The sequence below is a fragment of the Enterobacter sp. PP-008-ECC_S150 genome (assembly GCF_045257065.1).
Lineage (GTDB): Bacteria > Pseudomonadota > Gammaproteobacteria > Enterobacterales > Enterobacteriaceae > Enterobacter > Enterobacter chengduensis.
In genome coordinates this window covers 9919-26322 of the sequence record NZ_JBJHHG010000039.1, presented here as the reverse complement: position 1 = coordinate 26322, position 16404 = coordinate 9919, and the positions used below count along the sequence as shown (strand labels likewise).

Annotated in this window: 25 protein-coding genes; 6 read left to right on the top strand and 19 right to left on the bottom strand. The window is 51.9% G+C overall.

Going from position 1 to position 16404, the window contains the following annotated elements; genetic code table 11:
* The first annotated feature begins 384 nt into the window (after positions 1-384).
* Positions 385-939: a gamma carbonic anhydrase family protein gene (locus ACJBF3_RS25180; protein WP_045331809.1), complete on the top strand. Its 555-nt coding sequence runs from the start codon at positions 385-387 to the stop codon at positions 937-939.
* Here the strand turns inward: ACJBF3_RS25180 and ACJBF3_RS25175 are convergent.
* Genes ACJBF3_RS25175 through dprA form a run of 6 tightly spaced genes read right to left on the bottom strand, consistent with a single transcriptional unit; the run spans position 915 to position 4698 of the window.
* The gene (locus ACJBF3_RS25175; RefSeq protein ID WP_045331807.1) at positions 915-1163 is read right to left on the bottom strand and encodes a DUF1488 domain-containing protein; all 249 of its coding nucleotides are present in this window, start codon (positions 1161-1163) and stop codon (positions 915-917) included. The genes ACJBF3_RS25180 and ACJBF3_RS25175 overlap by 25 nt on opposite strands.
* A complete protein-coding gene (aroE, locus tag ACJBF3_RS25170) occupies positions 1160-1978 on the bottom strand; it encodes a shikimate dehydrogenase (RefSeq protein WP_045331805.1) in 819 nt (272 codons plus the stop codon). The genes ACJBF3_RS25175 and aroE overlap by 4 nt, the downstream gene beginning before the upstream one ends.
* Before the next feature lie 4 nt (positions 1979-1982).
* A complete protein-coding gene (tsaC, locus tag ACJBF3_RS25165; RefSeq protein ID WP_045331803.1) occupies positions 1983-2555 on the bottom strand; it encodes an L-threonylcarbamoyladenylate synthase type 1 TsaC in 573 nt (190 codons plus the stop codon).
* Positions 2548-3102, bottom strand: a complete 555-nt coding sequence (locus ACJBF3_RS25160) for a type I DNA topoisomerase (protein ID WP_045331802.1) — start codon at positions 3100-3102, stop codon at positions 2548-2550. Before ACJBF3_RS25160 ends, tsaC begins: the two co-directional genes overlap by 8 nt.
* A 26-nt stretch (positions 3103-3128) precedes the next feature.
* Positions 3129-3602 carry a DUF494 family protein Smg gene (smg, locus tag ACJBF3_RS25155; protein WP_014072048.1) on the bottom strand — a complete coding sequence of 158 codons (474 nt, stop codon included), beginning with the start codon at positions 3600-3602 and terminating at the stop codon, positions 3129-3131.
* Positions 3574-4698 (bottom strand): DNA-protecting protein DprA, encoded by a 1125-nt coding sequence (gene dprA / locus ACJBF3_RS25150; RefSeq protein ID WP_045331814.1) that lies wholly within the window; start codon positions 4696-4698, stop codon positions 3574-3576. The genes smg and dprA overlap by 29 nt, the downstream gene beginning before the upstream one ends.
* Before the next feature lie 127 nt (positions 4699-4825).
* Here dprA and def point away from each other — a divergent pair, with 127 nt between their 5' ends.
* The 5 genes from def to mscL all read left to right on the top strand — a co-directional run bounded on the left by def (position 4826) and on the right by mscL (position 9603).
* Positions 4826-5335 carry a peptide deformylase gene (def, locus tag ACJBF3_RS25145; RefSeq protein WP_008503479.1) on the top strand — a complete coding sequence of 170 codons (510 nt, stop codon included), beginning with the start codon at positions 4826-4828 and terminating at the stop codon, positions 5333-5335.
* A gap of 25 nt (positions 5336-5360) precedes the next feature.
* On the top strand, positions 5361-6308 hold the full coding sequence (fmt, locus tag ACJBF3_RS25140) for a methionyl-tRNA formyltransferase (protein WP_045331800.1): 948 nt from the start codon (positions 5361-5363) through the stop codon (positions 6306-6308).
* Between the two features lie 52 nt (positions 6309-6360).
* On the top strand, positions 6361-7647 hold the full coding sequence (gene rsmB / locus ACJBF3_RS25135; RefSeq protein WP_045331812.1) for a 16S rRNA (cytosine(967)-C(5))-methyltransferase RsmB: 1287 nt from the start codon (positions 6361-6363) through the stop codon (positions 7645-7647).
* 22 nt (positions 7648-7669) lie between these two features.
* Positions 7670-9046: a Trk system potassium transporter TrkA gene (gene trkA, locus ACJBF3_RS25130; RefSeq protein ID WP_008503482.1), complete on the top strand. Its 1377-nt coding sequence runs from the start codon at positions 7670-7672 to the stop codon at positions 9044-9046.
* A gap of 146 nt (positions 9047-9192) precedes the next feature.
* Positions 9193-9603, top strand: coding sequence for a large-conductance mechanosensitive channel protein MscL (gene mscL / locus ACJBF3_RS25125; RefSeq protein ID WP_023309449.1), 411 nt, complete (start codon positions 9193-9195; stop codon positions 9601-9603).
* Here mscL and ACJBF3_RS25120 read toward each other — a convergent pair whose 3' ends face one another.
* The 13 genes from ACJBF3_RS25120 to rpsE all read right to left on the bottom strand — a co-directional run bounded on the left by ACJBF3_RS25120 (position 9604) and on the right by rpsE (position 16394).
* Positions 9604-9819: an alternative ribosome-rescue factor A gene (locus ACJBF3_RS25120; protein WP_032644529.1), complete on the bottom strand. Its 216-nt coding sequence runs from the start codon at positions 9817-9819 to the stop codon at positions 9604-9606.
* A 57-nt stretch (positions 9820-9876) separates the two neighbouring features.
* A complete protein-coding gene (gene zntR / locus ACJBF3_RS25115) occupies positions 9877-10302 on the bottom strand; it encodes a Zn(2+)-responsive transcriptional regulator (RefSeq protein ID WP_023333666.1) in 426 nt (141 codons plus the stop codon).
* A gap of 2 nt (positions 10303-10304) precedes the next feature.
* Positions 10305-10673, bottom strand: coding sequence for a DUF1992 domain-containing protein (locus ACJBF3_RS25110; protein ID WP_045331798.1), 369 nt, complete (start codon positions 10671-10673; stop codon positions 10305-10307).
* A gap of 107 nt (positions 10674-10780) precedes the next feature.
* Positions 10781-11164, bottom strand: a complete 384-nt coding sequence (rplQ, locus tag ACJBF3_RS25105) for a 50S ribosomal protein L17 (protein WP_001216368.1) — start codon at positions 11162-11164, stop codon at positions 10781-10783.
* Positions 11165-11204: 40 nt separating this feature from the next.
* Positions 11205-12194: a DNA-directed RNA polymerase subunit alpha gene (locus tag ACJBF3_RS25100; protein WP_002919219.1), complete on the bottom strand. Its 990-nt coding sequence runs from the start codon at positions 12192-12194 to the stop codon at positions 11205-11207.
* A gap of 25 nt (positions 12195-12219) precedes the next feature.
* The gene (rpsD, locus tag ACJBF3_RS25095) at positions 12220-12840 is read right to left on the bottom strand and encodes a 30S ribosomal protein S4 (protein ID WP_004868345.1); all 621 of its coding nucleotides are present in this window, start codon (positions 12838-12840) and stop codon (positions 12220-12222) included.
* Positions 12841-12873: 33 nt separating this feature from the next.
* A complete protein-coding gene (rpsK, locus tag ACJBF3_RS25090; RefSeq protein ID WP_003863312.1) occupies positions 12874-13263 on the bottom strand; it encodes a 30S ribosomal protein S11 in 390 nt (129 codons plus the stop codon).
* A gap of 16 nt (positions 13264-13279) precedes the next feature.
* On the bottom strand, positions 13280-13636 hold the full coding sequence (gene rpsM, locus ACJBF3_RS25085) for a 30S ribosomal protein S13 (RefSeq protein ID WP_003863308.1): 357 nt from the start codon (positions 13634-13636) through the stop codon (positions 13280-13282).
* A gap of 146 nt (positions 13637-13782) precedes the next feature.
* Positions 13783-13899 carry a 50S ribosomal protein L36 gene (rpmJ, locus tag ACJBF3_RS25080; RefSeq protein ID WP_000868187.1) on the bottom strand — a complete coding sequence of 39 codons (117 nt, stop codon included), beginning with the start codon at positions 13897-13899 and terminating at the stop codon, positions 13783-13785.
* Positions 13900-13930: 31 nt separating this feature from the next.
* The gene (secY, locus tag ACJBF3_RS25075) at positions 13931-15262 is read right to left on the bottom strand and encodes a preprotein translocase subunit SecY (protein ID WP_003863305.1); all 1332 of its coding nucleotides are present in this window, start codon (positions 15260-15262) and stop codon (positions 13931-13933) included.
* 7 nt (positions 15263-15269) lie between these two features.
* The gene (gene rplO, locus ACJBF3_RS25070; RefSeq protein ID WP_003863304.1) at positions 15270-15704 is read right to left on the bottom strand and encodes a 50S ribosomal protein L15; all 435 of its coding nucleotides are present in this window, start codon (positions 15702-15704) and stop codon (positions 15270-15272) included.
* 3 nt (positions 15705-15707) lie between these two features.
* Positions 15708-15887: a 50S ribosomal protein L30 gene (gene rpmD, locus ACJBF3_RS25065; protein WP_003863301.1), complete on the bottom strand. Its 180-nt coding sequence runs from the start codon at positions 15885-15887 to the stop codon at positions 15708-15710.
* 6 nt (positions 15888-15893) lie between these two features.
* Positions 15894-16394: a 30S ribosomal protein S5 gene (gene rpsE / locus ACJBF3_RS25060; RefSeq protein ID WP_003863299.1), complete on the bottom strand. Its 501-nt coding sequence runs from the start codon at positions 16392-16394 to the stop codon at positions 15894-15896.
* Positions 16395-16404 lie beyond the last annotated feature (10 nt).

Sequence of the window (16404 nt, the reverse complement as noted above, 5' to 3'; positions counted from 1 at the left end):
AATCCATGTCACTTTGAGTGCCCACACAGATTGTCTGATAAATTGTTAAAGAGCAGTGCAACGCGGCTTTCGCTCACCGTTGCGAGGTGGCGTATATTACGCTTTCCTCTTTCAGAGTCAACCCGTTATTTCAGGATTTTTTCTCTTCAACCGAACCGGCTGTTTGTGTGAAGTGATTCACATCTGCCGTGTCGATGGAGGCGCATTATAGGGATCCCATTTTTTAGCACAAGTATTTTTTAGATCTTTTTTTCCGACTGCTGATTTTCCGCGCTTTTCGCTGAAATCCCGCCCGATCTGCTTAAAAATTGACGTATTTTGCCTTGCCACGATCCATTAATATGATCAAAGTCTTCTGTATAGCGCCCATTCCTAGAGGTAGATATGCCCGCAGTATTACGTCCTTATAAAGATCTGTTCCCTCAAAAAGGCGATCGCGTGATGATCGATGCCAGCAGCGTGGTCATTGGTGACGTCCGAATGGCCGATGACGTTAGCATCTGGCCGCTCGTTGCCATAAGGGGAGATGTTAACTATGTGTCGATTGGTGCACGTACCAATATTCAGGACGGTAGCGTTCTGCACGTCACGCACAAATCCGCCTATAACCCCGAGGGTAATCCCCTCATCATTGGAGAAGAGGTGACCGTCGGCCATAAGGTGATGCTTCACGGCTGCACGATCGGAAATCGCGTACTTGTTGGTATGGGGTCGATCTTGCTGGATGGCGTCATAGTAGAAGATGACGTAATGATTGGTGCCGGTAGCCTTGTCCCGCAGAACAAACGGCTGGAGAGTGGCTATCTCTATCTGGGAAGCCCGGTAAAACAGATCCGCCCCCTGAAGGAGGCAGAGATCGAAGGGTTAAAATACTCGGCGAACAACTACGTTAACTGGAAGAATGACTACCTGGATCAGGACAACCAGACCCAGCCCTGATCGTCTTCCTGCTGTTCACGGATTAAATCGCTGGCTTCCTCTTCCAGATCCCAGCGATTTTCGCAAAATACGGCTATCGGCTCTGAACCGCCAAAACGACGCAACAGCGCTTCCCCATGAATGGCACAGGTAAGTTGCATGCCGTGCACCAGCACCGGAAAACAGACTGCCTGTTTATGCTCATCCCAGTTTTCTCTGTCCGGGAAATGAATAGCCTGATTCACGCCGAAAGCTCCTGCTTTAACTTTTCAATGACAGGTTCAACCGCAGGCAGTACGCCATGCCAGAGCAGCACCGCATGCGCAGCCTGCCCCACCAGCATTCCCAATCCATCGGCTAACTGTTTGGCGCCGCGCTGTTCACACCAGCTCAGGAATGGCGTCTTCCCTTTCTGATAAAACATGTCATAGAAGTACATATGCGCGCTGACCAGCGAAGCGGGGATCGACGGGATCTCACCGTTGATGCCGCTGGATGTGGCATTAATGACAAGATCGAACTCACGTTCGGCAAGATCGTCAAGCGCTACCGCGCTCACGCTGCCGGTATGCGCAAACAACCCCGCCAGCGCTTCTGCTCGGGAAAAGGTTCTGTTGGTAATGGTCACCGCACAGTCCAGTGAAAGCAGAGGCAGCAGAACGCCCCGCGATGCGCCACCCGCGCCAATCAGCAGGACGCGGTAGCCGGGCTTAATAAACGACAGCCGTTCCAGATCGCTAAGTAAACCAATCCCGTCGGTGTTGTCACCCAGAAGGCGCCCATCCTCAAGCCGTTTTAGGGTATTGACTGCACCAGCCAGCGAAGCGCGCTCGGTCAGCTCATCCGCACGTTCGAAGGCCTCCTCTTTAAAAGGAACCGTCACGTTCGCACCTTTGCCGCCCGCGGCGAAAAAAGCCTCCAGCGTAGGGATAAATGCATCCACCGGTGCCAGTACGCGACCATAGGGATGATTTATCTGCAGCTGCTTCGCAAATTGTTGATGGATCAACGGTGACTTGCTGTGTGCAATCGGATTACCAAAAACAGCATAGGTTTCCATGAGATTACCCCTGGCGAAAACGTTCGCCGGTCAAAGCGTCGCGAATTTCAGACGGATTCAGGCGCCCTCCCGTTTCACCGACAGCGACAGGGAAGTCACTCCCGAACTGCGCCAGCACTTCTTCAGTTGTCCGACAAGGTGGCAGTCCGGTCAGGTTGGCACTGGTTGAGACCAGCGGTTTACCAAATGCCAGGCACAGCTCAACCACCAGCGGATGGTCAGTTACACGAACGGCAAGGGAATCAAAGCGCCCGGTTAACCAGCGCGGTGTTGTCGGCTGCGCCGGGAAGACGAAGGTCACCGGCCCAGGCCACGCGGAGAAGATCGTCTCGCGCTGCGCTGGCGTCAGCATGGAATCATCAATATAGGGTTTAAGCTGCTCGTAATTCGCAGCGATCAAAATCAGCCCTTTCTCGACGGGTCTTTGTTTTAAGGCAAGCAGGCGGCTTACAGCCGTCTCGCTGTCAGGATCGCAACCGACCCCAAATACAGCTTCAGTTGGATAGGCGATGACTTCTTCATTTTTCAGTACGTCCACTGCATGCGCAATGGAGCCTGATGGCAGGTTTTTATTCACTATTTTGATCCGCCGTAACCGGCTTTCCACATTGTTTACTGGCGCAGAAGCGTTTCAAACCTTGCGCGGTTTTCTTCTCTATCAGTAGCGGATAATTGCAATGAGGGCAGGTACCCGCTACCGGTTTAAAATTGATAACGAACTGGCATTCAGGATAGCGATCGCACGAATGGAAGGTCTTGCCATAACGGGAGCGGCGCTGTACCAACTGACCGCGCTGACACTGAGGACAGGCAATTGCCGTTTCATCAGGCTTATCAATTTGTTCCGTATGCTCACATTCCGGGTAGCGGCTACATCCAATAAACATGCCGAAACGCCCCTGCCGCAGGGCCAATTCACCCTCGCAGAGTGGACAATGCTGCCCCTCCAGAACTTTAACGATATGTCCATCCGCCTGGCTTTTCAGGGGACGGACATAATCACATTCCGGATACTGTGAACAACCGAGAAACGGGCCGTGTTTGCCGGACCGAATAACAAGTTCAGCCCCGCACTGCGGGCAGGGCTCATTTTTATGCACCGTGAATAGTGCTGATTTGGCCATAACAACTCTTGGTGCTGCACATTGAATTAATGCAGCATACCTTCATTCACTTCAAAGAGTAATTCTTCCATTTGCTGATAGGCGTTTTCACAGCCCGGGATATTAAACAGAACCATCAGGATCACCCACTTGAGATCTTCCAGTTCAAATTCTGCTGTATCCAGCGCCATGACGCGCTCTATCACCATTTCTCTCGTTTCGAGGTTCAGCACCTGAATCTGCTCAAGGAATAAGATGAATCCCCGGCAGCTGGCGTCCAGCCTTTCACACTCTTCTGCGGTATAAATGCGTACTGACAATGGGTCAGAAGCAAGCTGCATCGGTTCGGCGAGGCCTTCCTGATAATCAGCCAGTTTTTCCAGCCACATCAACGCGTTATAGATATCTTCCCGCTCAAACCCCGCATCGGTAAGATCCCGTGTCAATTTGTCCTGATCCACTCGCATTTCTGCTTCGTTATGGATGTAAGTCTCAAACAAATACATCAGTACGTCGAACATGGCATGCCCTCCTTAATCGGACATAGCCGCCGGGTACAGCTGCGATCCACCCTGCTAACTCCAGTTCGAGTAGCTGTGCTACCGTTACTGGCACAGGTTGGCCGGCACGTTCAGCGACAACGTCAACAGGTGTTACCTCATCTCCTACGTTAGCCAGGAGCTTGGGAAATGGCAATGCCACCTTTCCCTGATCTGATGAATATTGTCGCTTTTCGGGATCTTCCTGCAGCCATTGCAGCCCAAATTGCAAATTTTCAAGAATATCCCCTACTTCCGTTACGGGTGTTGCCCCTTGCTTAATCAGCCAGTGGGGGCCCTCACATCCGGGGTTACCTATCGGACCGGGCAAGGCAAAGACTTCTCTCCCCTGTTCGAGCGCACACCGCGCCGTGACCAGCGAACCGCTTCTCAGCGCCGCTTCAACCACCAGTACGCCTTTGCTAAGCCCGCTGATAATTCGATTCCGACGCGGAAAGTTTGCGGGCCTGGGCTGAGCGGAAAGAGGAAACTCAGACACAACTGCACCGCCAGATTCGACAAGCCGCATCGCTAATGCCTGATGTCGCCGTGGATAAACGCTAAAAAGACCGTTCCCCAGCACAGCGACGCTTCGTCCTTTAGCCGACAGCGCCGCGCTGTGGGCCACGCCGTCAATACCGCAGGCCAGCCCGCTGGTGATCGTGAAACCGCTTTGTGACAGCTGTTCGCACAGGATTTTTCCCCATCGCTCGCCGTACCATGACGGCGCGCGACTGCCTACCACCGCCAGCTGAATGGTATTTAGCGTCTCAGGATTACCTTTCAGGAATAATGCTCCGGGATAATCCGGAATCATCCGGAGTAAAGGGGGATAAAGGGGATGGTTGGCCGTCAACAAGTGGTTTCCCGGCTGCTCAAGCCACATCAGGCTACGTTCCAGCTCGCTCTCGTCTGGCGCAAAAAACCGTTCAGCCTGCTTTGCTGTCAATCCGACGCTTCTGGCGACGAGCGCGTCGATGTTTTCCAGCTTCTCCAGTCGTGCAGCCGCTTCCATCATTACATCACCACACAGAGACCCTGTGTGTATTAGCCGTAGCCATATCTCGGTAGACGTCATCCTTTCCCCTGCCATAAGCGGCCTCCGCAATCATTGCGATTGGTCACTGATGCTGTCAATCGATGGGGGATTTGTCTAGAATAGAGGGAGTATTCTTATCAACTCCTGAACACGACTCTGGAAATTTATGGCAGTTTTGCAAGTGTTACATATTCCGGACGAGCGCCTTCGCATCGTCGCTGAACCGGTCAAAGAAGTGAATGCAGAAATCCAGCGTATCGTTGATGATATGTTCGATACCATGTATGCCGAAGAAGGCATTGGCCTGGCGGCGACGCAGGTGGACATTCACAAGCGTATTATCGTGATCGATGTGTCTGAAAATCGCGATGGTCGTCTGGTGCTGATCAACCCCGAGTTGCTCGAAAAGAGCGGCGAAACCGGTATTGAGGAAGGCTGTCTGTCCATTCCTGAACAGCGTGCTTTAGTGCCGCGTGCCGAAAAGGTGAAAATTCGCGCGCTGGATCGTGACGGTAACCCGTTCGAGCTGGAAGCAGACGACCTGCTGGCGATTTGTATTCAGCATGAGATGGATCACCTGGTCGGTAAACTGTTTATCGATTATCTCTCGCCGCTGAAACAGCAGCGCATTCGTCAGAAAGTAGAGAAACTGGATCGTTTGCGTTCTCGCGCATAACGTCCCCCCGGATACAAGGATCATCGTGTCTAAATCACTACGAATTATCTTCGCGGGAACCCCTGATTTTGCAGCGCGTCATCTTGACGCGCTGTTATCGTCTGGTCATCAGGTCGTTGGCGTCTTTACCCAGCCGGACCGCCCGGCGGGTCGCGGTAAAAAACTGATGCCGAGCCCGGTCAAGGTGCTGGCAGAAGAGCATGGGCTACCCGTTTTCCAGCCTGCATCGTTACGCCCGCAGGAAAATCAGCAGCTGGTTGCTGACCTGAATGCCGACGTAATGGTGGTGGTGGCGTACGGTTTAATTCTGCCAAAAGCTGTACTTGATATGCCTCGCCTGGGGTGCATCAACGTGCATGGTTCTCTGCTCCCGCGCTGGCGAGGTGCAGCACCTATCCAGCGCTCGCTGTGGGCAGGCGATGCCGAAACGGGCGTTACCATCATGAAGATGGACGTAGGTTTAGACACCGGCGATATGCTGTATAAGCTGGCTTGCTCCATTACGTCAGACGATACCAGCGCCACGCTGTATGACAAGCTGGCAGACCTTGGCCCACAAGGGCTTATCGAGACGCTCCAGCAGCTTGCTGACAATACGGCGAAACCGGAAGTTCAGGATGAAGCACAGGTCACGTATGCCGAAAAGCTGAGCAAAGAGGAAGCGCGGATCGACTGGTCCCTGTCTGCCGCTCAGCTTGAGCGCTGCATTCGCGCTTTTAACCCATGGCCAATGAGCTGGTTAGAAATTGACGATCAGCCGGTGAAGGTCTGGAAAGCCTCCGTTATTAGCGGCACGACCACCGCTGAACCCGGTACGATTATTGATGCCAGCAAGAACGGTATCCAGGTCGCGACAGCAGAAGGCATCCTGAATCTTGAATCGCTACAGCCGGCCGGTAAGAAGGCCATGAGCGCTCAGGATTTGTTAAATTCCCGTCGCGAATGGTTTATTCCGGGCAATCGTCTTGCCTGAGCAAATTCATTCTTAAGGCCCGGTGTTTCCGGGCATTTTTATTTTTACGGTTATGAAAAAACAAAATCTACGCAGTATGGCGGCTCAGGCCGTTGAGCAGGTTATCGAGCAGGGCCAGTCATTAAGTAACGTCCTGCCTTCCCTGCAACAAAAAGTCTCTGATAAAGATAAAGCCCTGCTTCAGGAGCTCTGCTTTGGCGTTCTGCGCACGCTTTCTCAGCTTGAGTGGTTGATAAACAAGCTCATGTCGCGCCCAATGACAGGCAAGCAGCGCACCGTGCACTATTTGATTATGGTGGGTTTTTATCAGCTTCTTCATACCCGCATCCCACCTCATGCCGCGCTGGCAGAGACGGTGGAAGGAGCCGTTGCGATTAAACGCCCTCAGCTGAAAGGGCTTATCAACGGCGTACTGCGTCAGTTCCAGAGGCAGCAGGAAGAGCTGCTGGCTGAATTTGCCCAGAGCGAAGCACGTTTCCTGCACCCGGACTGGCTGTTGAAGCGCCTGAAAAAAGCTTATCCACAGCAGTGGCAGGAGATTGCCGATGCCAACAATCAGCGTCCGCCAATGTGGTTGCGTGTGAATCGTAATCACCACTCTCGTGACGCATGGCTGGCATTACTGGAAGAGGCTGGAATGAGCGGATTCCCGCATGAAGCCTATCCGGATGCTGTACGCTTAGCTTCACCGGCACCGGTACATGCTTTACCCGGTTTTGATGAAGGCTGGGTGACCGTACAGGATGCCTCGGCTCAGGGCTGCATGACCTGGCTTGAACCTAAAAACGGTGAGCAGATCCTCGATCTGTGCGCCGCGCCCGGGGGCAAAACAACGCATATCCTTGAAGTGGCTCCGCAGGCCAGCGTGATGGCGGTGGACGTCGATGAACAGCGTCTTTCACGCGTCTACGACAACCTCAAGCGTCTGGGCATGAAGGCTCAGGTTAAGCAAGGCGATGGTCGCAAACCCGCCGAATGGTGTGGTGAAACACAATTCGATCGCATTTTGCTGGATGCCCCCTGCTCTGCAACCGGTGTTATTCGCCGTCATCCGGACATTAAATGGCTGCGGCGCGATCGTGATATTAAGGAACTTGCCCAGCTGCAATCCGACATACTCGACGCTATCTGGCCGCAACTAAAAACGGGCGGAACGCTGGTCTATGCAACCTGCTCCATACTGCCGGAAGAAAACAGCCAGCAAATCGCGGCCTTCCTTAAACGTACCCCGGACGCTACGCTGCGCTATACGGGAACGCCTGAATCCCCGGGTCTGCAGAACCTGCCGGGTGCACAAGAGGGTGATGGCTTCTTTTACGCTAAGCTAATCAAAGAGTGATGTTGAGAACAGGTCACGAGATATGAAGATTATCATTCTGGGTGCAGGACAGGTTGGCGGAACGCTGGCAGAAAACCTGGTAGGCGAAAACAACGACATCACAATCGTTGATACCAACGGCGATCGTCTGCGCGTTTTGCAGGACAAGTTTGACCTGCGCGTGGTGCAGGGTCATGGTTCGCACCCACGCGTTCTTCGTGAGGCAGGTGCCGACGATGCCGACATGCTGGTTGCGGTAACCAGTTCTGACGAAACCAATATGGTGGCCTGTCAGGTGGCCTACTCGCTTTTCAACACGCCAAACCGAATCGCACGTATTCGCTCTCCGGACTACGTTCGTGATGCGGAGAAACTGTTCAATTCAGAAGCGGTCCCGATTGACCATCTCATCGCACCTGAGCAGCTGGTTATCGACAATATCTATCGCCTGATCGAATATCCTGGCGCCCTGCAGGTGGTGAATTTTGCCGAGGGCAAAGTGAGCCTGGCAGTGGTGAAGGCCTATTACGGTGGACCATTGATCGGCAATGCGCTTTCCACTATGCGTGAGCACATGCCGCATATCGATACGCGCGTCGCCGCCATTTTCCGTCACGACAGGCCAATCCGCCCACAGGGCTCCACGATTGTCGAAGCGGGTGATGAGGTGTTCTTTATTGCGGCCTCGCAGCATATTCGTGCTGTGATGAGTGAACTTCAGCGTCTCGAAAAACCCTACAAACGCATTATGCTGGTCGGCGGCGGCAATATCGGTGCAGGTCTGGCTCACCGGCTGGAAAAAGATTACAGCGTAAAATTGATCGAGCGCGATCAGCAGCGTGCTGCTGAGCTGGCGGAAAAACTGCAAAATACGATCGTATTTTATGGTGATGCGTCAGATCAGGAGCTGCTGGCTGAAGAGCATATTGATCAAGTTGATCTCTTTATTGCCGTCACCAACGACGACGAGGCAAATATAATGTCCGCCATGCTCGCCAAGCGTATGGGGGCAAAGAAGGTCATGGTGCTTATCCAGCGCAAGGCGTATGTCGATCTGGTCCAGGGCAGCGTGATTGATATTGCCATTTCGCCGCAGCAGGCGACAATTTCCGCGCTCCTGAGCCATGTTCGTAAAGCGGATATCGTTGGCGTGTCATCGCTACGCCGCGGTGTTGCGGAAGCCATTGAAGCCGTAGCGCATGGAGATGAAACCACGTCACGCGTCGTGGGCCGTTCGATTGATGAAATTAAGCTGCCACCTGGCACGATTATCGGCGCCGTTGTCCGCGGGAATGATGTCATGATTGCCAATGATAATTTACGTATCGAGCAAGGCGATCACGTTATTATGTTCCTTACCGATAAAAAGTTTATTACCGACGTCGAACGTTTATTCCAGCCCAGTCCATTCTTCCTTTAAAGAGTTGGGTGTTCGATTAAGAACACCCATACGTTATCCTTTTCATTTCTGTGCCTTTTATTTTTCATAACGTTTAATTATCCCGAATGGCAATTGGCTAATCATTTGTTAAACTTATACTCGTCAGCTGGCACAAGGAGAGAACAATGAGTTTTATTAAAGAATTTCGCGAATTTGCGATGCGCGGGAACGTGGTGGATTTGGCAGTCGGTGTCATTATTGGTGCAGCATTCGGCAAGATTGTTTCATCATTAGTGGCCGACATTATCATGCCACCTTTAGGATTGTTAATCGGGGGCATCGATTTCAAACAATTCGCGTTCACGCTGCGTGAAGCGCAGGGCGATGTCCCGGCAGTCGTAATGCACTACGGCGTATTTATCCAGAACGTATTTGATTTTGTGATCGTGGCGTTTGCCATTTTTATGGCTATCAAGCTGATCAACAGGCTCAACCGTAAAAAAGAAGAGCCGGCTGCAGCGCCTGCGCCTACGAAAGAAGAAGTGCTGCTGAGTGAAATCCGCGATCTGTTAAAAGAGCAGAATAACCGCGTTTAATCACCAGATAAAAGCAGGAAGGCCAGTGGTAAATAAGCGATTCGCTTGCTTGCCACTGGCCTCCCAGTTACCCCGTTTTTCATGTTTGTCTTTACGCAGATAACTTCCTTTCCCTTTTTTATTCTTCTCAACGCGCTGTCTGAATAACGGGTCGTGAAGTAACGCCTCAATGGCATTGTCCTTTATTTGTCCTTTCGTGTGCTGATAGCGGCTCATAATGTCTCCAGAGCAGGGTTTATGACGACGGGAGTCTAGACCCGGATGAACTAAAAATCAACAGCCCTGTTTTTCTCCACTCGCTCCCTGTTCAAGGGCTTCGAGAATTGAACAGTAGATACTGCTGTGGGCCGTGCCGCAGCAGGCATCATTCAGTCTTTGCAGAGAGCGCTGCATGGTTTGCAGCTCCTGAATGCGCGCTTCAACCTCATCCAGCCTGGCCTGTACAATGCTTTTAGATTCCTGGCAGGTGTGATGTTCCGGATCGATGCGGATCGACAGCAATTCGCGGATCGAATCCAGCGTGAAGCCGAGCTGACGCGCGTAACGTATAAACCGCAGCCGCTGCAGATCGTTATCGGTGTAAAGGCGAAAACCGCCTTCAGTGCGAACTTCATGATCGATCATCTGCTGCTTTTCGTAATACCGGATGGTATCCGGCGTGACGTTCGCGAGCTTCGCAAGTTCACCAATACGGTACATAGCTACTCCTCATTTATTTTCTGCATCAATCTTCCACCGTATTCACCGTGTAGAAACTCAGTGTTCATGCCTGCCTGGCGCAGCTTAAGTTCAAGGAGGGCGAGGCGGCGGCTAAGTTCGCAATGTCGCGGATCGTCCTGACGGATCCCTTTAAGCAGATCGGCCAGTTCAATAGCCTCTCTACGTTGCTCAAGTTCCGGAGGGAGACAGCCTGCATTTTTCAGTAAACGGTATCCAGCCCGCAGTTCAGGCGCAATGTGCGAGTCATCGTCAAGCGCAATGGGTTCGCCGCTGCCCGGAAGATCGTCGAATTCACCTTTTTGTTGGGCATCGCGTATATGGCGTTCTGCCCACTGGTCAAGCAACCACATTACCGGCTCCTGGGGATGAACAGAATTGATACAGACATTGTAGAGAAGTGGGGATATCGCGGATATAAAAAAACCCGCCGAAGCGGGTTTTTTTACGTTACTGCAGATTACTCTGCAGCAGCTTCTGCTTTCTCTGAACGATCAACCAGCTCGATGTAAGCCATCGGCGCGTTGTCGCCTGCACGGAAACCACACTTCAGAATGCGAGTGTAACCACCGGCACGGCTCGCGAAACGCGGGCCCAGTTCGTTAAACAGTTTTGCCACGATCTCGTTATCACGAGTACGGGCGAATGCCAGACGACGATTAGCAACGCTGTCAGTCTTGGCAAGAGTAATCAGCGGCTCAACTACGCGACGCAGCTCTTTCGCTTTAGGCAGGGTCGTCTTGATGATCTCATGACGAACCAGTGAACCTGCCATGTTGCGGAACATAGCCTGGCGATGGCTGCTGTTGCGGTTCAGTTGACGACCACTCTTACGATGGCGCATGACCTTATCCTTCTCAGTAAAACCTTAACCTGTGATCCGGTTACTCGTCAGCAATGCTTGCCGGTGGCCAGTTTTCCAGGCGCATGCCCAGAGACAGACCACGTGAAGCCAGCACGTCTTTAATCTCAGTAAGAGATTTTTTACCCAGGTTCGGCGTTTTCAGCAACTCAACCTCGGTACGCTGTACCAGATCACCGATATAGTGGATAGCTTCTGCCTTGAGGCAGTTAGCAGAGCGGACAGTCAATTCGAGATCGTCAACAGGGCGCAGCAGGATCGGATCGAATTCTGGTTTCTCTTCTTTCACTTCCGGCTGACGTACATCACGTAAGTCAACGAAAGCTTCCAGTTGTTCTGCCAGGATGGTTGCCGCACGACGAATCGCCTCTTCAGGATCGATTGTGCCGTTGGTTTCCATTTCGATGACCAGCTTGTCCAGGTCGGTACGCTGTTCTACACGCGCTGCTTCAACATTGTAGGCAATACGCTCTACAGGGCTGTAGCATGCGTCGACCAGCAGACGGCCGATTGGGCGCTCATCTTCTTCCGAATGAATTCGGGCAGAAGCCGGCACATAACCACGACCGCGCTGAACTTTGATACGCATGCTAATCGCTGCGTTCTCATCGGTCAGGTGGCAGATCACGTGCTGCGGCTTGACGATTTCAACATCACCGTCGTGGGTGATGTCGGCTGCAGTCACAGGGCCAATGCCAGATTTATTCAGAGTAAGAATAACTTCATCTTTACCCTGAACTCTCACCGCCAGCCCTTTCAGGTTGAGCAGGATTTCAAGGATATCTTCCTGAACGCCTTCTTTGGTGCTGTACTCATGAAGTACACCATCAATCTCAACCTCGGTCACCGCGCAACCCGGCATCGATGAGAGCAGAATACGGCGCAGTGCGTTACCCAGAGTATGGCCAAAGCCACGCTCTAAAGGCTCAAGGGTCACCTTGGCGTGCGTCGAACTCACTTGCTCGATATCTACCAGGCGCGGTTTTAGAAACTCTGTCACAGAACCCTGCATTGTGTCCTCTCTTTGGTACTAAGCTTTACTTGGAGTAAAGCTCGACGATCAGGTGTTCGTTAATGTCCGCAGACAGATCAGAACGTTCTGGCTGACGCTTGAACGTACCTTCCATCTTGCCAGCATCAACTTCCAGCCAGGTTGGCTTTTCACGCTGCTCAGCCAGCTCCAGAGCGGCCTTCACGCGAGATTGCTTTTTCGCTTTCTCACGAATGCTAACAACGTCATTCGCTTTAACCTGATAAGAAGCGATGTTAACAACACGACCGTTTACCATGATTGCTTTGTGGCTAACCAGCTGACGTGATTCAGCACGAGTAGCGCCGAAGCCCATACGGTATACAACGTTGTCCAGACGACCTTCCAGCAGAGCCAGCAGGTTTTCACCCGTGTTGCCTTTCAGACGTGCTGCTTCTTTATAGTAGTTACGGAACTGACGCTCCAGCACACCGTACATACGGCGAACTTTTTGCTTTTCACGCAACTGCACACCATAGTCAGACAGACGCGGTTTACGCGCACCGTGCTGGCCAGGAGCTTGTTCAATTTTACACTTGGTATCGATCGCGCGAACGCCAGACTTAAGGAATAAGTCGGTGCCCTCACGACGGCTCAGCTTGAGCTTAGGACCCAAATATCTTGCCATTTTCTATCTCCAACTAACCTAAAAAACGGAGCGTTATACGCGACGTTTTTTCGGCGGACGACAACCGTTATGAGGGATCGGAGTCACATCAGTAATATTCGTGATGCGGAAACCAGCGGCGTTCAGAGCGCGAACAGTAGATTCACGACCCGGACCCGGACCTTTAACCATAACTTCCAGATTCTTGATGCCGTATTCTTTTACGGCTTCTGCGCAACGCTCTGCTGCAACCTGAGCTGCGAACGGAGTGGATTTGCGAGAACCACGGAAACCGGAACCACCGGCTGTTGCCCAACCCAATGCGTTACCCTGACGATCAGTAATAGTAACGATGGTGTTGTTGAAAGAAGCATGGATATGAGCCACGCCGTCAGAGACTTGTTTTCTTACACGTTTACGTGCACGAACTGGTGCCTTTGCCATTATTCAATCACCCCGATTATTTCTTGATCGGTTTGCGCGGACCCTTACGGGTACGTGCGTTGGTCTTAGTACGCTGACCGCGCACTGGCAGACCACGACGATGACGCAAACCGCGATAGCAACCAAGATCCATCAGGCGCTTGATGCTCATGCTGATTTCACGGCGCAGATCACCTTCAACGACAAATTTGGCAACTTCGTCACGCAGCGTGTCGATTTGTTCTTCAGACAGCTCACTGATCTTAACATCTTCAGCGATACCCGCTGCAGCCAGAATGGCTTTAGAACGGGTCTTGCCGACGCCGTAGATCGAAGTTAATGCGATCACAGCATGTTTCTGATCAGGAATGTTAATGCCTGCTATACGGGCCACTATGCACTCCTACTATTTAATATGTACGCACCATGCTGAAAAGCCCGTTTTCAGGATACTCAAATGGAAACGTACAGACATACAAAAGATTGGCTGGCTAATCTAGCCAGCTCAACCCAACTTTGCAAGAAAAATATGCGAAATAATCAGCCTTGGCGCTGTTTATGCTTCGGCTCGGCACTGCAAATCACACGGATGACACCATCACGCTTAACGATTTTGCAGTTACGGCATAATTTCTTGACGGAAGCACGAACTTTCATTTTTACTCTCCGTAACTTCTCAGGCGACCATTTAGCGGCCGTAGCCTTTCAGGTTCGCCTTCTTCAATGCAGACTCGTACTGACTCGACATCATCAGAGTTTGCACTTGAGCCATAAAGTCCATAATCACGACAACAACGATAAGCAGTGAGGTCCCACCGAAGTAGAACGGTACTTTCATTGCATCACGCATGAACTCCGGGATCAGGCAGATAAAAGTAATATAAAGCGCACCAACCAAAGTCAGGCGAGTCATTACTTTATCGATATACTTCGCCGTTTGCTCTCCCGGACGAATTCCTGGTACAAATGCACCGGACTTCTTCAGGTTATCTGCTGTTTCACGCGGGTTGAAGACCAACGCCGTGTAGAAGAAACAGAAGAAGATGATCGCAGACGCATAGAGTAACACATAAAGTGGTTGCCCAGGCTGCAAATACAGCGAAATTGTTGTCAGCCAGTTCCAACCAGTACCGCCCCCGAACCATGACGCGATGGTTGCCGGGAACAGAATAATACTGGAAGCGAAGATAGCCGGGATAACCCCCGCCATGTTCACTTTCAGCGGTAAATGTGTGCTCTGTGCAGCATAGACACGACGACCCTGCTGACGTTTAGCGTAGTTCACCACAATGCGGCGTTGACCACGTTCAACGAAGACAACAAAGAACGTCACTGCAAATACTAATACTGCAACCAACAGCAACAGGAGGAAGTGCAGGTCGCCTTGACGCGCTTGCTCGATAGTATGGGCGATGGCTGGCGGGAGGCCCGCAACAATACCGGCGAAGATAATGATTGAGATACCGTTACCGATACCACGTTCAGTAATCTGTTCGCCGAGCCACATCAGGAACATTGTCCCTGTGACCAGACTTACAACAGCGGTGAAGTAGAATGCAAAGCCTGGGTTTAACACCAGGCCCTGCATACCAGGCATATTCGGCAGACCGGTAGCAATACCGATCGACTGGAATATTGCCAGCACCAGAGTACCGTAACGGGTGTACTGACTAATCTTACGACGTCCAGACTCCCCTTCTTTCTTCAACTCTGCCAGGGCCGGATGAACGACCGTCAGCAGCTGGATAATAATAGATGCCGAAATGTACGGCATAATACCCAATGCGAAGATAGAAGCACGGCTGAGAGCACCACCAGAGAACATGTTGAACATTTCAATGATGGTGCCTCGCTGTTGCTCAAGCAGTTTGGCAAGTACAGCGGCATCGATACCAGGGATCGGAATAAAAGAGCCAATACGGAACACAATCAGCGCGCCGATAACAAACAGCAGTCTGCGTTTCAGCTCGCCAAATCCACCTTTGGCACTTTGAAAATCTAATCCCGGTTGCTTAGCCATCTGCTACTTATTCCTCAATTTTACCGCCAGCAGCTTCGATAGCAGCACGAGCACCTTTAGTAACACGCAGGCCACGAACAGTTACCGGAGTAGAAACTTCACCAGCCAGGATCACTTTCGCGAACTCGATCTGGATACCGATAATGTTTGCTGCTTTCAGCGTGTTCAGGTCTACAACGCCGCCTTCAACTTTCGCCAGGTCAGACAGACGGATTTCCGCTGTGATCGCTGCTTTGCGAGAGGTGAAGCCGAACTTCGGCAGACGACGGTACAGTGGCATCTGGCCACCCTCGAAACCGCGACGTACGCCACCGCCAGAACGAGAGTTCTGACCTTTGTGACCACGACCACCGGTTTTGCCGAGGCCAGAACCGATACCACGACCCAGGCGTTTACCCGCCTTTTTAGAGCCTTCGGCCGGAGACAGAGTATTTAAACGCATCTCTTACTCCTCAACTTTAACCATGAAGTAAACCGCGTTGACCATACCACGAACAGCAGGAGTATCCTCGCGCTCAACGGTATGACCAATACGACGCAGACCCAGGCCAAGCAGCGTTGCCTTGTGTTTCGGCAGACGACCGATTGCACTGCGGGTTTGAGTGATTTTAATAGTCTTTGCCATGGTCAATTACCCCAGAATTTCTTCAACGGATTTACCACGCTTGGCAGCGACCATTTCTGGAGAATTCATATTTTCCAGGCCATCAATAGTTGCACGAACCACGTTGATCGGGTTGGTGGAACCATATGCTTTGGCCAGAACGTTATGAACCCCAGCAACTTCCAGAACGGCGCGCATTGCACCACCGGCGATGATACCGGTACCTTCTGAAGCTGGCTGCATGAATACACGAGAACCCGTGTGAACACCTTTAACTGGGTGCTGCAGGGTGCCGTTGTTCAGCGCGACGTTAATCATATTGCGACGGGCTTTTTCCATCGCTTTCTGGATCGCTGCTGGAACTTCACGCGCTTTACCGTAACCAAAACCAACGCGACCGTTACCATCGCCTACTACAGTCAGAGCTGTGAAGGAGAAAATACGACCACCTTTAACGGTTTTAGATACGCGGTTTACCGCGATCAGCTTTTCCTGCAGTTCGCCAGCCTGTTTTTCGATGTGAGCCATCTTACACCTC

What these genes read in the sequence shown, in the direction of transcription:
- ACJBF3_RS25180 (WP_045331809.1), top strand. Translation starts at nt 385, where the DNA reads ATGCCCGCAGTATTACGTCCTTATAAAGATCTGTTCCCTCAAAAAGGC.
- aroE (WP_045331805.1), bottom strand. Translation starts at nt 1,978, where the DNA reads ATGGAAACCTATGCTGTTTTTGGTAATCCGATTGCACACAGCAAGTCA.
- ACJBF3_RS25160 (WP_045331802.1), bottom strand. Translation starts at nt 3,102, where the DNA reads ATGGCCAAATCAGCACTATTCACGGTGCATAAAAATGAGCCCTGCCCG.
- smg (WP_014072048.1), bottom strand. Translation starts at nt 3,602, where the DNA reads ATGTTCGACGTACTGATGTATTTGTTTGAGACTTACATCCATAACGAA.
- dprA (WP_045331814.1), bottom strand. Translation starts at nt 4,698, where the DNA reads ATGACGTCTACCGAGATATGGCTACGGCTAATACACACAGGGTCTCTG.
- def (WP_008503479.1), top strand. Translation starts at nt 4,826, where the DNA reads ATGGCAGTTTTGCAAGTGTTACATATTCCGGACGAGCGCCTTCGCATC.
- rsmB (WP_045331812.1), top strand. Translation starts at nt 6,361, where the DNA reads ATGAAAAAACAAAATCTACGCAGTATGGCGGCTCAGGCCGTTGAGCAG.
- trkA (WP_008503482.1), top strand. Translation starts at nt 7,670, where the DNA reads ATGAAGATTATCATTCTGGGTGCAGGACAGGTTGGCGGAACGCTGGCA.
- mscL (WP_023309449.1), top strand. Translation starts at nt 9,193, where the DNA reads ATGAGTTTTATTAAAGAATTTCGCGAATTTGCGATGCGCGGGAACGTG.
- ACJBF3_RS25120 (WP_032644529.1), bottom strand. Translation starts at nt 9,819, where the DNA reads ATGAGCCGCTATCAGCACACGAAAGGACAAATAAAGGACAATGCCATT.
- zntR (WP_023333666.1), bottom strand. Translation starts at nt 10,302, where the DNA reads ATGTACCGTATTGGTGAACTTGCGAAGCTCGCGAACGTCACGCCGGAT.
- ACJBF3_RS25110 (WP_045331798.1), bottom strand. Translation starts at nt 10,673, where the DNA reads ATGTGGTTGCTTGACCAGTGGGCAGAACGCCATATACGCGATGCCCAA.
- rplQ (WP_001216368.1), bottom strand. Translation starts at nt 11,164, where the DNA reads ATGCGCCATCGTAAGAGTGGTCGTCAACTGAACCGCAACAGCAGCCAT.
- ACJBF3_RS25100 (WP_002919219.1), bottom strand. Translation starts at nt 12,194, where the DNA reads ATGCAGGGTTCTGTGACAGAGTTTCTAAAACCGCGCCTGGTAGATATC.
- rpsD (WP_004868345.1), bottom strand. Translation starts at nt 12,840, where the DNA reads ATGGCAAGATATTTGGGTCCTAAGCTCAAGCTGAGCCGTCGTGAGGGC.
- rpsK (WP_003863312.1), bottom strand. Translation starts at nt 13,263, where the DNA reads ATGGCAAAGGCACCAGTTCGTGCACGTAAACGTGTAAGAAAACAAGTC.
- rpmJ (WP_000868187.1), bottom strand. Translation starts at nt 13,899, where the DNA reads ATGAAAGTTCGTGCTTCCGTCAAGAAATTATGCCGTAACTGCAAAATC.
- secY (WP_003863305.1), bottom strand. Translation starts at nt 15,262, where the DNA reads ATGGCTAAGCAACCGGGATTAGATTTTCAAAGTGCCAAAGGTGGATTT.
- rplO (WP_003863304.1), bottom strand. Translation starts at nt 15,704, where the DNA reads ATGCGTTTAAATACTCTGTCTCCGGCCGAAGGCTCTAAAAAGGCGGGT.
- rpmD (WP_003863301.1), bottom strand. Translation starts at nt 15,887, where the DNA reads ATGGCAAAGACTATTAAAATCACTCAAACCCGCAGTGCAATCGGTCGT.
- rpsE (WP_003863299.1), bottom strand. Translation starts at nt 16,394, where the DNA reads ATGGCTCACATCGAAAAACAGGCTGGCGAACTGCAGGAAAAGCTGATC.